Genomic DNA, 12,503 nt, shown 5'->3' on the forward strand with positions numbered 1-12,503 from the left:
TATGTGCCGCAGTATCAAGACGCTTCGACCGCCCGCCCAGCCCGACGAGGCCACGGAGGAGGAGATCCGCGCCGCCGCGCTCCAGTACGTGCGCAAGGTCTCCGGCTTCCGCGCCCCCGCCGCCCACAACCAGGAAGTCTTCGACCGGGCCGTGGACCTGATCGCCGACGCCACGGCCGAACTGCTCGCAGGCCTAGAGGTGAGGGGCCGCGCCCAGCAGGTCGGTTAGGCCCTGCCTCTACGAGGCGCCGGCCTCCGCCGCCACCCCCGGCTGCCTCCGCATCACATACGCCGCCCCGGCCCCCGCCCCGAACAGCGCCACCAACGACACCCCGGTCGACAGCCAGGTCGCGCCCAGCCACTGCGCCCCGAAGTAGCCCAGGGCCACGCTGTACGCCGCCCAGGACAGGCCCGCCAGGGCCGACCAGGGGAGGAAGTCGCGGGCGCGGCGGTGGGCGGCGCCCGCGCCGAGGGAGACGACCGAGCGGCCGGCCGGGGCGAAGCGGGCCAGGATGACCAGGGCTCCGCCGCCACGGGCCAGGGCCTGGCCGAGACGTTCCTGCGCGGTGGTGAGACGGCGGGAGCGGGAGATCGCGCGGTCCAGACGCTCGCCGCCGCGCCAGGCCAGGCGGTACGCCACCAGGTCGCCCAGCACGGACGCGGTGGCGGCGGACGCGATCAGCGCCAGGATGCTGGGGACCTCGTGCGGCACGGGAACGGCGTCGGCCGCCGCGCCGGTGCCCGCTGCCGCCGCCGTCGCGGCCGTGATGACCAGGACACCGCTCGGCAGAACCGGCAGGAACACATCAAGGAGCACGGACAGGGCGACCATGGCGTAGATCCATGGGCTGCCGGTCAGCGACCCCACACTCTCGAACAACACGACTCCCCGTGAACTCCCCCGTGGGCCAGACCGTGCCGCGGTGTCGCGGGGGAGCGGCAGGGGCGGCCAGTGACAGCCATACAGCGTACGCCTGGGTGGTGACAGGAGATTCACGGGGGGCGCGAGTGATCCGCACAGTGTGTTCACCCGGCTGCCCCGTCCCGGCGGGCGCCGGGGGCCTTCGTCCCGTAGCAACGTAAGGAGATGTGAGCTTATTCGGGCAAAACACCCTGAACGTGAGGAGCGGTACACATCATGGTGGCAGGCATATGCGCGGGCGCCGCGGTCGCGGCCCTACTGGCGAGCGGCGGCACCGGCACTCAGGCCCCGGACGGTTACTCGATGCGGACGGACGCGCGGTTCGCGCCGGTCAGCGCCTTCGTGCCGTCGGCGGCGGTGACGTACGACACGAAGCTGGTTCCCCCCGCCGCGTGGATCCAGGTGAGTCAGCACACGGCGGCGAGCGGCGCCACGACCGTCAAGCTCCGGGTGGACGGGATGGTGCCGGGGCACGCGTACGCCGTCCATGTGCACCAGAAGCCGTGCGCCGCCGATCCGGCCGCCTCGGGCGGGCACTTCCAACACAAGCCGTCCACGGACCCGGCCGACGCCACCGCCGACAACGAGGTCTGGCTCGACTTCACGGCCGACGACCACGGCTCCGCCGAGTCGGGCGCCCGGCACGACTGGGGCTTCCGGCAGGGCGAGGCGTCCTCCGTCGTGATCCACGACAAGCCGGGCAGCCACACCCGGGTCGCCTGCTTCACGGTGCCGTTCGGCTGGTCTCCCTGACGTAACAGCCCACCGCGTGCGGGACCGTCCACCGGAAGCTGACAGTCCGCCTCGTCGTGCCCGCAGCCGGGGCGGTGGGATCAGCGGGGTGTCAGCGGGGACTCCTCCACCGTCTTCAGCGTCCCGTTCGCCCGGGCCTGCTCCAGTCGCAGCCGGGCCGAACGGCCGTGCAGGGTAAGGGTCATGAGCTGGTTGCCGAACCAAGGGCCGCCCGTCTTGCGCCACTTGACCGAGGGCCGGGGGCGGCGGCCGTGCCGCGAGAGACGGCGGCCCAGCGTGCGCGCTACGGCGCTCCAGCCGAAGCGGAAGCCTAGGCGGATGTAGGCGGGGACGGAGTTGTGGACGGGGGAGCAGGTGAGCTGGAGGACGCGTGAACTCGGGGCGTGCGTCTGCCACTTGGGCTCCGCCACATACGCGTGATGGACGTCCCCCGACAGCACGAGCACCGACGCCGGCGCACGGTCCCCCGAGCCCACCTCGGCGATCAGGTCCGCCAGTTGCTCGAAGGACTCCGGGAACGCGGCCCAGTGCTCCAGGTCGGCGGCGCGGCGCAGCTTCTCCCCGAAGTCGGCCCAGCGGGCGCCCCGTTCGCCTCGGCACAGGGCCGCGTCCCAGGCTTCGGCGTCATGGATGAGGTGGGGCAGCAGCCAGGGCAGTGAGGTGCCGATGAGGAGGTGGTCGCAGGAACCGGGGTCCGCCAGCGCCTCCGTGCGCAGCCAGTCGGCCTCGCCGGGGTCGAGCATCGCGCGCCGCTGCTCGTCGAGGACGCGGGCCGCCCTGCTGTCGACCATCAGCAGCCGGACGCGTCCGAAGTCGCGCCGGTAGCTCCAGCGGACGGAGGCCGGGTCGGCGTCGGCGCGGCAGGCGAAGCCACGGAGCGCGTCGGTGCCGTCGGGGGCGTCGCGGACCGCCAAGTACAGCGGATCGGCGGCCAGTTCGGCGGGGGAGAGGTTGCCCAGGTGCTGGTGCACCCAGTACGACATCAGACCGCTCAGCACCCGCTCGCGCCACCACGGGGTGGCCCGCATGTCCGCCAGCCAGGCGGCGCTGGTGTTCCAGTCGTCGATGACGTCGTGGTCGTCGAAGATCATGCAACTCGGCACGGTGGACAGCAGCCAGCGGATCTCCGGGTCGAGCCAGGACTCGTAGTAGAGGCGCGTGTACTCCTCGTAGTCCGCGACCTCGCTGCCGGGCGGCTCACTCAGGTCGCGGCGGGCCGACAGCCAGCCGCGGGTCGCGTCGGAGACCTCGTCGGCGTACACCTGGTCGCCCAACAGGAGGAGTACGTCCGGCCGTTCGGACTTCGGGTCGCGCGCGATGCGCGAGGCCAGCGTGTCCAGGGCGTCCGGGCCCACCGGGTCGTGCTCGTCGGCGGCCGGCGCGGCCCAGCGGCAGGAGCCGAACACGACCCGGACGGTCCCGTCGGCGTCCGGGGTGTGGATCACCGAGGGCGGGAACGACGAGTCCGGCAGCGGCCACACGCGCGTGCCGTCCAGGAGGACCTCGTACGGCGTCGAAGTGCCCGGTGTGAGGCCCTCCACCGGCACCAACGCGTAATGGTGGCCCGCGACTTGGAAGGTGCGGGCCGTGCCGCCCGCACCGTCCGCGCAGCGCACCTCGGCGGCACACGGACGGCTCGCCTCGACCCATACGGTCGCGGACGAGCCGTCGGCGTAGCGAAGCAGTGGGCCCAGGCGCAGTCCGGCCACGGTTGATCACTCTCCTCCGTCGCCCCGTACGGTACGGAACGACGGAGGTCAGTGACCAGGCCTGGCGCTGTGAGAAAGGATCAGCAACTGGCGAGGTAGTTCGTCAGCGCGGTCTTCTCGGCGGTGTCGACCGAGAGGCCGTAGTAGTACTTCACCTGCACCCAGGCGCGGACGTAGGTGCAGCGGTACGAGGTGAGGGACGGCATCCAGGTGGCCGGGTCCTGGTCGCCCTTGGACTGGTTGACGTTGTCCGTCACGGCGAGGAGCTGCGGGCGGGTCACGTCGTTGGCGAAGGCCTGGCGCTGGGCGGTGGTCCAGTTGCGGGCGCCGGAGTCCCAGGCCTCGGCGAGCGGGACGAGGTGGTCGATGTCGACGTCGGAGGCGGCGGTCCAGGTGGCGCCGTCGTAGGGGGAGTACCAACTGCCGCTGGTGGAGACACAGGCGGAGTCGGTGACGACGTTCGTACCGTCCCGCTTGAGGATGTACTCACGGGTGTTGCAGGTGCCGCTGATCGTGATCCAGGTGGGGAACAGGTCACGCTCGTAGCCGGTCCTGACCTCGGTCGCCACGGTGAGGGAGGCGAGGTAGGTGCGGGCGGTGGCGGCGCTGACGGGGGTGGGGAGGGCGGCGGAGGCGGTCGGGCCGTTGAAAAGCGCGACGGAGGCTATGAGTCCGGTGAACGCCGCGAGTATGCTCAGTCGTCGACGCGCGTAGAGTTTCGGCATACGAACTCCCTTGTGGTGTGGGGGTGTTGGAGTGCGAGCGAACGAATGCTCGCGGTGCCGTGTTGCGGTGGGGTGTGTGTTCGGTAAGAAGCTAGTGACGTGCGCATGACAAGGCAATGCCCTGGCGTCAGGTACTGTGGACGGCGCAGAAGGGGAGTAGCTCTTCGCCGGACCGTCGACATACTGCTCAGCTCGTCTGAGCCGGCGCCCGGAGGACGACCTCGTGCAGGTCGGCCAGCGAGACCTTCGGCAACGCAGTGCACCATTCGTGTGTGCTGCCGTGCCGAGGTGTCCGCGAACGGTCCACACACTCTCGGTGGGGCAGCCCCGACCGATTGAGGAACCTTGATCAGCATCACCGTCACGGCGCTCGTCTTCGGCGTCGTCTTCCTTGCCGAACTCCCCGACAAGACCGCGCTCGCCGGGCTAGTCCTCGGCACCCGTTACCGCGCCTCGTACGTCTTCGCCGGGGTCGCCGCCGCGTTCCTGCTCCATGTCGTGCTCGCGGTGGCGGCGGGCAGTGTGCTGACCCTGCTGCCGCAGCAGCTCGTGGCCGCCGTGACCGGAGTGCTCTTCCTGGGCGGCGCCGCGGTGCTTCTCTTCAGGAAGGGCGACGACGAGGAGGAGGTCCGCAAGCCGAAGGACCAGTCCTTCTGGAAGGTCTCCGGCGCGGGCTTCATGCTCATCCTCATCGCCGAGTTCGGTGACCTGACCCAGATCATGACGGCGAACCTCGCGGCCCGTTACGACGATCCCCTCTCCGTCGGGCTCGGTGCGGTGTTGGCGCTGTGGGCGGTTGCCGGGCTCGGCATCGTGGGCGGAAAGGCCCTGATGAAGCGGGTGCCGCTGAAGCTGATCACGCAGGTGGCGGCGGTCTTGATGTTGGTGCTGGGTGGGTGGAGCTTGTGGGAAGCCGTCGCTTCGTGAGCTGAACGGTGAGTGAACTGTTTCCGGGGGTGGTGGCGCGATGCCGGTCCGGTTTTGTACCGTAGAGAAACAAAGTGGCTCCCGTCCGTTTTCCCTGACCGGCGGACGGGGCCACCTTGTCCCCCTCACGCGTCTTGGAGCTTGCCGATGACGGCCACCACCGTGCTCACCGCCCGCGCCCTTCTGCTGGACATGGACGGCACCCTCGTCGACTCGCACGCCGTCGTCGAGCGGATCTGGCGGCGCTGGTCCGAGCGGCACGGGCTGGACGCGGACGAGGTCATGAAGGTCGTGCACGGCCGGCAGGGGTACGCCTCCATGGCGCTGCTGCTGCCCGGCCGCCCCATGGAGCAGAACCACGCCGACAACGCCCGCATGCTCGCCGAGGAGACCGCCGACGTCGAGGGTGTCGTCCCGATCAAGGGCGCGCCGGAGTTCCTCGCATCCCTGCGGGGTCTGCCGCACGCGCTCGTCACCTCGGCGGACGTCGCCCTGTCCACCGCGCGGATGGGCGCGGCGGGACTGGAGTTGCCGGAGGTCCGCATCACCGCCGAGTCCGTCGGCGCCAGCAAGCCCGACCCCGAGGGCTTCCTGAAGGGCGCCGCCGAACTGGGCATCGCCCCCGCGGACTGCGTCGTCTTCGAGGACTCAGGGGCGGGGATCGCGGCGGGGCGCGCCGCGGGGATGCGGGTGGTGGGGGTCGGGCCGCAGGCCGGGTTCCATCAGGCGGATGTGGTGGTGCGGGATCTGCGGGAGGTGCGGGTGGAGGCTGCGGGGGGTGGGGGGATTCGGGTGCGGGTGGGGTAGGGGGTTGCGGTCTGCGGGGTTGGCCTACAGGTGTGGGCCTACGGTTGTTGGCTTACGGCTGTGGGTTGACGGGCGCGGGCCGATGAGTGCGGGTCAACGAGCGTGGGCCTATGGGTGTTGGCCCACGAAGGTTGGCCTACGAATGTTGGCCCACGACTGTGGGCTAGCCCTGGTGAGCTGCCGCCGCGGCATACGGCAGCCTCCGCACACTCGCCCCCGAACCTTCGCCCCCGCACCGCGCTCCCGCACCTCACGCCCCGCCACTCACGCCCCGCCACTCACGCCCCGCCACTCACGACCCCGGTACCTTCAAAACCCGCCCAGCCCGCGCAGCGTCACGGCTGGGTCGTCTCCGACTCCAGCTTCGTCCGGGTCGCCGCCCCGTACACCCCCAGCGTGTCGGACTGGATGCCGCGGGACCACTGGTAGTTCTTCAGGGCGCTCTCCGTCTGGTCGTCGAAGGTGCCCGTGGCGGTGCCCGTGTAGAGGTACACCTGGGCCAGCCGGAGCTGGAGTTCGGTGACCTCGGCGCCCTTGTCGCCGGGGTGCAGGACCGGGGCGGCGCTGCTGCCCGCATGGCGGCCGGTGCCGGTACCGGCGCTCGCGGTGGCCGTGGCGGTGGCCGTCGGGGTCGGGCTGGGATCGGCGGACCTCGACGCCGTGGCGGAGGGGCTCGACGAGGGCGAGGAGGACGGGCTCCCGCTGGGCGACGGGGTCGGGGACGCCGACGTCGGCAGCGCGGACGTGGAGCCGCTCGTCGATGGGGTCACCGGCGCCGTGCTCGCCGTAGCGGACGGAACGCCCGGCCGTACGTCCTGAGCGCCCGCGTCGTCCCGCGACGGCGTCTCGTACGAGAACAGGCCGCTCGCGAAACCCGCCGCCGCGACCACCGCGACCACGGTCCCCGCGGCGGCGAGGAGCACGGTACGCCGACGGCGGCGCGGGGAGTCGGTGTCCGTGGGCGGTGCCGGGGTGTCCCCGCCGTCCTCGAACAGGCTCAGGTCGGCGGTCCGCAGCGCGGGGAGGACCGACGTATCGGCCGCCGAGGGCGGCACCGCTCGCAGCGGCATCGTCTCCTCGACCGCCGGTAAGGGCTGGGTCTCGCCCTCCGGCACCTCGCGTGCGTTGCCCTCCAGCTCCACATACGGCCTGATCCGCAGCGGGTCGAAGTCCTCCGCCGCTGCCGCCTCCGCCGTGCGCGCGTCACGCAGCGCGTCGGACGCCCGTTGGGTGCAGGAGCAGGACGGGGAGCCGTCGGCTGCCCTGGGTGCCCCGCACTGCGGGCATATGTGGCCCTTCGCCTCGTTCACGTGTTCGTCCCTCCCCGTCGGACTCCAGAGGTTATGCGGATCTCCTTCACACCGTCTCCTCCGACCCCCGGAATGACAGCTTCCATTCGGACTCGACAGGCCGTAACCGGACACAACGATCACCATGGATGTGTAACGAGAGCCTCGGGAGGTCTTCATGGCCGGCGATGCGCACGGTATGACAGGGAATGTGCACGACGCGCAGCCACCGGAGAAACCCCCGCGGCGGGGCGTTGCCGCCCAGGAACACGTGTCGGGCAACGTCCTCGTCTCCATCGGGGCACTGCTCCTCGGGCTGCTGCTGGCCGCCCTCGACCAGACCATCGTGTCGACCGCGCTGCCGACGATCGTCAGTGATCTCGGCGGGCTGGAACACCTGTCGTGGGTGGTCACGGCGTATCTGCTGGCCTCCACCGCCGCGACCCCGCTGTGGGGCAAGCTGGGCGACCAGTACGGGCGGAAGAGGCTGTTCCAGATCGCGATCGTGATCTTCCTGATCGGATCGGCGCTCTGCGGTATGGCGCAGAACATGCCCCAGTTGATCGCCTTCCGGGCCCTCCAGGGGCTGGGCGGCGGCGGGCTGATCGTGCTGTCGATGGCGATCGTCGGTGACGTCGTCTCGCCGCGTGAACGCGGGCGCTACCAGGGGCTGTTCGGTGCCGTCTTCGGCGCCACCAGTGTCCTCGGACCGCTTCTCGGCGGGCTGTTCACCGAGCATCTGAGCTGGCGCTGGGTCTTCTACATCAACCTCCCGGTCGGTGTCGTCGCCCTCGCCGTCATCGCGACCGCCCTGCACATCCCGCGCAGGTCGACCCACCACGTGATCGACTACCTCGGCACCTTCCTCATCGCCGCCGTCGCGACCTGCCTCGTGCTCGTCGCCTCGCTCGGCGGCACCACCTGGGGCTGGGGTTCACCGCAGATCATCGGGCTCGCGGTGCTCGGCGCGGCCCTGATCGTGGCGTTCGTGGCCGTCGAGCGGCGCGCCGCCGAGCCCGTCCTCCCGCTCAAGCTGTTCCGCGTCCGCACCTTCTCGCTCGCCGCCGTCATCAGCTTCATCGTCGGGTTCGCGATGTTCGGCGCGATGACCTATCTGCCGACCTTCCTCCAGGTCGTCCAGGGCATCTCGCCCACCATGTCCGGGGTGCACATGCTGCCGATGGTGTTCGGCATGCTGCTGTCGTCCACGGCGTCCGGCCAGATCGTCAGCCGCACCGGCCGCTGGAAGGTGTTCCCCATCGCGGGCACCGGCGTCACCGCCCTCGGCCTCCTGCTGCTCCACCAGCTCGACGAGCACAGCTCCACCGGCGAGATGAGCGCCTACTTCTTCGTCTTCGGGCTCGGACTCGGCCTGGTCATGCAGGTGTTGGTGCTCATCGTGCAGAACGCCGTCTCCTACGAGGATCTCGGCGTCGCCACCTCCGGCGCGACCTTCTTCCGCTCCATCGGCGCCTCGTTCGGTGTCGCCATCTTCGGCACGATCTTCGCGAGCCGGCTCGGCGACAAACTCACCGACGCCCTCCAGGGCACCGCGCTCCCGCCCGGCGTCACCCCGGACGGCCTGGAGTCCGACCCGCGCGGCATCTCCCAACTCCCGTCCGGGGTACGCCCGGAGGCCCTCCACGCCTACGCCTCGTCCATCACGGACGTCTTCCTCTACGCCGCTCCCGTCGCCCTCGTCGGCTTCGTCCTGGCGTGGTTCCTCAAGGAGGACAAGCTCCGCGGCTCGGTCACCGCGCCCGACCTCACCGAGACCCTCGCCAGCAACCCGGTCCAGCGCTCCTCCTACGACGAGGTGTGCCGCGCGCTGTCCGTGCTCGGCACCCGCGAGGGCCGCCGCGAGATCTACCGGACCATCACCGCCAAGGCGGGCTACGACCTTGAGCCGGCGGCGAGTTGGCTGCTGCTGCGGATCAAGCGGGACGGCTGGGCGGAACCGGGCGTGCTCGCCGAACGCACTTCGGTGCCGCTGCCCGTCATCCTCGGCGCCGTCCGCCAGATCGAGGGCCGCCGACTGGCCGTACGCACCGGCCTCGACCTCCAACTGACCGACGAGGGGCGGGAGGTGGCCGAGCGGCTGGCACAGGCCCGGGAGGAGTCCCTCGCGGAGACCCTCGGCGACTGGTGGGGCCCTGACCGGCCCACCGACCTGATCCAACTGGTGAAGGAACTCAACGGCGAGCTGTGCGGCTCGGACCAGGAGCAGCCGCACAACGGCGCGGCGAAGACGCTCGGTTGAGCTCGGTCGACCGGGTTCAGCCGAGTTTCTTGCGGAACCAGTGTTCCGCGTACGGGTCGGTGTTGTACCGCTCGGTCTCCTCGTAGCCGAGCCGCGCGTACAGGGCACGCGCCTCCACCAGGTCGTGCCGGGTGTCGAGGATCATCGCCTCGGCCCCCAACTCGCGGGCGGCCTCCTCGGCTGCCCCCACCAGCCTGGAGGCACCACCCCGGCCGCGCATCCCCTCGCGGAGGAAGACCCTCTTCAGCTCGGCGGTCCTCGCGTCGAGCAGCCGTACGCCCGCGCTGCCGGCCGGTTCGCCGCCGTACCGGGCGACCAGCAACTGCCCCTGTGGCGGGGCGAATTCGGAGCCGGTGTTGGCGGCGATCTCCCGCTCCAGCTCGGCGGGATCCGTCCGGCGGTCCTCGTGCAGGAGGTACCAGCGGTCGCTGACCTCGGTGTAGTAGGCCCGCCAGAGCGCGGCGGCGACGGGGGAGTCGAAGGGTTCCGGGGTGATCGTCCAGGTCATACCGGCATTGTCACGAGCCGGAGGGGATCCGGCGCAACCGAATATGGGTCACCCCGGGAGAGTCCAGCACCTGTGTCTTGTCCCACTCGATGTGCGCGTCACCGACGTTGTCGAACAGCCGCCGTCCGCCGCACGCGAGCACCGGCACGACATGCAGGAGCAGTTCGTCGAGCCACCCGGCGCGGATGAACTGCTGGACCAGGTCGGCGCCACCGGCCAGCGAGACGTCCTTGCCGGCGGCGGCCTCGCGGGCCAACTCCAGTGCGCGCAGCGGGCCTTCGGTCACGAAGTGGTAGGTGGTCCCGCCCTCCTTCACCACCGACGCGCGCGGCTGGTGGGTGACGACGAACACGGGCGCGTGGAACGGCGGTTCGTCGCCCCACGGGATCTCCCCGGTGATGAACATGCCGTGCCCCATGACCACCGCACCCGGCCGCTTGGTCCACTCGGCGATCAGCGTGTCGTCCGGCCCCTCCGTGCCCCCCTCCATCCCCTGCATCCGCCGGAAGCTCCGCAGCCCGAACACCCACGAGTGCAGCCGCTCCCCACCGATCCCGAGCGGATGCTCCCGCCCCGACTCGCGCCCGGCGATGTACCCGTCCAGCGACATGGCCAGCCGTGCGATGACCTCACCCATGACAGCCTCCTCGATCGATTCGCGTCCCGTCCGATGACGTCCCGCACTGGTGCGTCGATCGGCCGGCCGCGGAATCGACACACCTGCGCCACGAATTCCACGGAGTCGTGGCGGTCGTTTGAAGGGGGTCTTTACGGCAACCCGGTACGGGAAGCGACCGACTACGAGAGCCGGTCGGCCAAGAACCCGGAAGGCACTCATGTCCACAGGCGTGATCATCGTTTTGATCGTGATCGTGGTCGGCGTGGTCGCTGCCGCGGCGGCCCTGGCGCTGCGTGCCCGAGGCGCGACCGGCGGCTCGGGCCTGAAGCGCCGCTTCGGGCCCGAGTACGACCGGGCCGTGGCCCGGCACGACGGCGACGCGAAGGCCGCCGAGCGGGAGCTCGGCGAGCGCGTCCAGCAGCACGGTTCGCTCCAGGAACAGCCGCTCGAGCCCGCGGCCCGTGAGCAGTACCAGGCCCGCTGGGCGGCTGCCCAGGAACTCTTTGTCGACTCGCCCCGCCAGGCCATGGCCGACGTCGACCAACTGCTCGGCGAGGTGGCGGGCGCCCGGGGCTTCCCGGACGTCGCCGAGTACGAGAAGCAGTTCGACGCACTGTCCGTGCACCACGCGGACCACGTCCACGGCTACCGGCGTGTGCACCACGTCGTCCACACGCGCACCGACGGCGCCCCCGAGAGCCAGGCCGGCACCGAGGACATGCGCGAGGCCATGCTCGAAGCCCGTGCCCTCTTCGACGACCTGATGAGCGCGGACAACGGCGGTGGCGGCGGCCGCGGGCGCACCGGACGCCATGCGTTCGGCTCATTCAACAGGCAAGCAGTGAAGGGAAGTTGAGCCGCATGACCGATGTGACACGATCCGACGGCGACACCGGCGACGAGCGCAGGAGCACGGACGCCACGGGTGCCGAGCGCCGCGAGAACGCCACGGGCACGGGCACGGGCGCGGGCGCGGGCGCGGGTTCCGACCGGCGGGACCCGACGAGGACCGCCGCCGGGCAGCCGGACCCCACGAAGGCCGGTGACCGGCGGGAGGCCACGAGGGCCACCCCGCTACCGCGTGAGACCGACAAGTCGACACCGCGTGAGCGAGACGTGCGCGAGGAGACGGCCCGCGGCGAGCAGCAGTCGGCACGGCCGGCCGTGCACGCCCCCGAGCCCGCTCCCACGTCCGCCAACGGCCGCGACCGCGACCAGCGGCTCGACCGGCCGGACACCGGCAACGGCAGCCTGCTGCCGCACGACGAGAGCGACAAGTTCAACCTGCGGCTTCAGCACGCCGTGACCGGGTTCGTCGACGAGCCCCGGTCCGCCGTGGAGGAGGCCGACCACGTACTGGAGGAGGTGGCCGCCCGCTTCACGGAGGCCGTCACCAAGCGCCGCGCCACCCTGCACGGCACCTGGGAGGCCAAGGGCTCGGAGGACACCGAGCAGCTCCGCCTGGCCCTGCGGGACTACCGCGAACTGACGGAGCGGCTTCTACACATCTGACCCGCGGGCATCATCGACCGCCCGGCGCTCCCGCCACTGGCGTGCGACCTCTTCCACGTCGTACGGCTTCATACCCAGCGGGGGGCCGGGCGGCGGCTTGAACATCATGTCGCGGATCTTCACGTTGACTTCGGTGATGATCTGCCGCGCGATCCGCTCCGAAGGGGCCGAGTACGCCGCAGCGAGGGCGTCCTCGGCCTCCTTGCGCAGGGCCAGCGTCGGCGGCAGCACGGAGATGCCCTCGCGGGCCATCTTCTGCTTGATCCACCACAGTTCGTCGTACGTCGTGTCGGAACCGGAGGGCAATGGCTTTCCCGCACCCGGGAGTTGATCGAACTCGCCGGCTCGCTCGGCGTCACGGATCTGCTTGTCGACCCAGGACTCGAAGGACACACCCGGTGGCTTTCGCTCGGTCATGACTCCATTGTGCCGGACGCGGCAGGGCCGGGCGATTTATCATGCGCCCGCTGCT

The 12,503-nt window shown here is 71.0% G+C and carries 14 protein-coding genes; 7 read left to right on the forward strand and 7 right to left on the reverse strand.

The genetic code is table 11. From position 1 onward, the window contains the following. Window position 1 precedes the first annotated feature (1 nt). Window positions 2–229, forward strand: a complete 228-nt coding sequence (locus AB0M63_RS22070) for a DUF2277 domain-containing protein (protein ID WP_355917248.1) — start codon at window positions 2–4, stop codon at window positions 227–229. Window positions 230–238: 9 nt separating this feature from the next. Here the strand turns inward: AB0M63_RS22070 and AB0M63_RS22075 are convergent, their stop codons facing one another. Further along, window positions 239–880: a VTT domain-containing protein gene (locus AB0M63_RS22075; RefSeq protein WP_355917245.1), complete on the reverse strand. Its 642-nt coding sequence runs from the start codon at window positions 878–880 to the stop codon at window positions 239–241. A 258-nt stretch (window positions 881–1,138) separates the two neighbouring features. On the opposite strand from AB0M63_RS22075, the gene AB0M63_RS22080 reads away from it, so the two are divergent. Next, entirely contained in the window at window positions 1,139–1,675 is a 537-nt protein-coding gene (locus AB0M63_RS22080; protein WP_355917242.1) for a superoxide dismutase family protein, read from the forward strand. Window positions 1,676–1,755: 80 nt separating this feature from the next. On the opposite strand, the gene AB0M63_RS22085 is transcribed toward AB0M63_RS22080, so the two are convergent. Together AB0M63_RS22085 and AB0M63_RS22090 are read right to left on the reverse strand one after the other, a co-directional pair. After that, the gene (locus AB0M63_RS22085; protein ID WP_366020547.1) at window positions 1,756–3,384 is read right to left on the reverse strand and encodes an alkaline phosphatase D family protein; all 1,629 of its coding nucleotides are present in this window, start codon (window positions 3,382–3,384) and stop codon (window positions 1,756–1,758) included. Between the two features lie 80 nt (window positions 3,385–3,464). After that, window positions 3,465–4,109 (reverse strand): HNH endonuclease family protein, encoded by a 645-nt coding sequence (locus AB0M63_RS22090; RefSeq protein ID WP_355917234.1) that lies wholly within the window; start codon window positions 4,107–4,109, stop codon window positions 3,465–3,467. 345 nt (window positions 4,110–4,454) lie between these two features. On the opposite strand from AB0M63_RS22090, the gene AB0M63_RS22095 reads away from it, so the two are divergent. Together AB0M63_RS22095 and AB0M63_RS22100 are read left to right on the forward strand one after the other, a co-directional pair. Beyond that, window positions 4,455–5,036 carry a TMEM165/GDT1 family protein gene (locus AB0M63_RS22095; RefSeq protein WP_366020548.1) on the forward strand — a complete coding sequence of 194 codons (582 nt, stop codon included), beginning with the start codon at window positions 4,455–4,457 and terminating at the stop codon, window positions 5,034–5,036. Between the two features lie 147 nt (window positions 5,037–5,183). After that, complete coding sequence (locus AB0M63_RS22100) at window positions 5,184–5,843, forward strand: HAD-IA family hydrolase (protein WP_355917228.1); 660 nt, start codon at window positions 5,184–5,186, stop codon at window positions 5,841–5,843. A 335-nt stretch (window positions 5,844–6,178) separates the two neighbouring features. On the opposite strand, the gene AB0M63_RS22105 is transcribed toward AB0M63_RS22100, so the two are convergent. Continuing rightward, complete coding sequence (locus AB0M63_RS22105; RefSeq protein WP_366020549.1) at window positions 6,179–7,153, reverse strand: peptidoglycan-binding domain-containing protein; 975 nt, start codon at window positions 7,151–7,153, stop codon at window positions 6,179–6,181. 157 nt (window positions 7,154–7,310) lie between these two features. Between AB0M63_RS22105 and AB0M63_RS22110 the strand changes: the two genes are divergently transcribed. After that, the gene (locus AB0M63_RS22110) at window positions 7,311–9,392 is read left to right on the forward strand and encodes an MDR family MFS transporter (protein WP_366020550.1); all 2,082 of its coding nucleotides are present in this window, start codon (window positions 7,311–7,313) and stop codon (window positions 9,390–9,392) included. A 16-nt stretch (window positions 9,393–9,408) separates the two neighbouring features. Here AB0M63_RS22110 and AB0M63_RS22115 read toward each other — a convergent pair whose 3' ends face one another. Continuing rightward, window positions 9,409–9,900 carry a GNAT family N-acetyltransferase gene (locus tag AB0M63_RS22115; protein WP_355917219.1) on the reverse strand — a complete coding sequence of 164 codons (492 nt, stop codon included), beginning with the start codon at window positions 9,898–9,900 and terminating at the stop codon, window positions 9,409–9,411. Between the two features lie 10 nt (window positions 9,901–9,910). Continuing rightward, window positions 9,911–10,537 (reverse strand): dihydrofolate reductase family protein, encoded by a 627-nt coding sequence (locus AB0M63_RS22120; RefSeq protein WP_366020551.1) that lies wholly within the window; start codon window positions 10,535–10,537, stop codon window positions 9,911–9,913. Window positions 10,538–10,736: 199 nt separating this feature from the next. On the opposite strand from AB0M63_RS22120, the gene AB0M63_RS22125 reads away from it, so the two are divergent. Next, window positions 10,737–11,375: a hypothetical protein gene (locus AB0M63_RS22125; RefSeq protein ID WP_355917213.1), complete on the forward strand. Its 639-nt coding sequence runs from the start codon at window positions 10,737–10,739 to the stop codon at window positions 11,373–11,375. Window positions 11,376–11,380: 5 nt separating this feature from the next. Continuing rightward, entirely contained in the window at window positions 11,381–12,031 is a 651-nt protein-coding gene (locus tag AB0M63_RS22130; protein WP_366020552.1) for a hypothetical protein, read from the forward strand. Here the strand turns inward: AB0M63_RS22130 and AB0M63_RS22135 are convergent. After that, window positions 12,020–12,448 (reverse strand): DUF1992 domain-containing protein, encoded by a 429-nt coding sequence (locus AB0M63_RS22135; RefSeq protein ID WP_355917207.1) that lies wholly within the window; start codon window positions 12,446–12,448, stop codon window positions 12,020–12,022. The two genes, AB0M63_RS22130 and AB0M63_RS22135, sit on opposite strands and share 12 nt — an antisense overlap. Window positions 12,449–12,503 lie beyond the last annotated feature (55 nt).

The sequence above is a fragment of the Streptomyces sp. NPDC051576 genome, assembly GCF_040681835.1.
In the GTDB taxonomy this organism is placed as follows: Bacteria; Actinomycetota; Actinomycetes; order Streptomycetales; family Streptomycetaceae; genus Streptomyces.

Bases quoted from the DNA above. Each gene is read 5' to 3' on its own strand.
- AB0M63_RS22070 (WP_355917248.1), top strand. From the start codon at position 2: ATGTGCCGCAGTATCAAGACGCTTCGACCGCCCGCCCAGCCCGACGAG.
- AB0M63_RS22080 (WP_355917242.1), top strand. From the start codon at position 1,139: ATGGTGGCAGGCATATGCGCGGGCGCCGCGGTCGCGGCCCTACTGGCG.
- AB0M63_RS22090 (WP_355917234.1), bottom strand. From the start codon at position 4,109: ATGCCGAAACTCTACGCGCGTCGACGACTGAGCATACTCGCGGCGTTC.
- AB0M63_RS22100 (WP_355917228.1), top strand. From the start codon at position 5,184: ATGACGGCCACCACCGTGCTCACCGCCCGCGCCCTTCTGCTGGACATG.
- AB0M63_RS22110 (WP_366020550.1), top strand. From the start codon at position 7,311: ATGGCCGGCGATGCGCACGGTATGACAGGGAATGTGCACGACGCGCAG.
- AB0M63_RS22115 (WP_355917219.1), bottom strand. From the start codon at position 9,900: ATGACCTGGACGATCACCCCGGAACCCTTCGACTCCCCCGTCGCCGCC.
- AB0M63_RS22120 (WP_366020551.1), bottom strand. From the start codon at position 10,537: ATGGGTGAGGTCATCGCACGGCTGGCCATGTCGCTGGACGGGTACATC.
- AB0M63_RS22125 (WP_355917213.1), top strand. From the start codon at position 10,737: ATGTCCACAGGCGTGATCATCGTTTTGATCGTGATCGTGGTCGGCGTG.
- AB0M63_RS22130 (WP_366020552.1), top strand. From the start codon at position 11,381: ATGACCGATGTGACACGATCCGACGGCGACACCGGCGACGAGCGCAGG.
- AB0M63_RS22135 (WP_355917207.1), bottom strand. From the start codon at position 12,448: ATGACCGAGCGAAAGCCACCGGGTGTGTCCTTCGAGTCCTGGGTCGAC.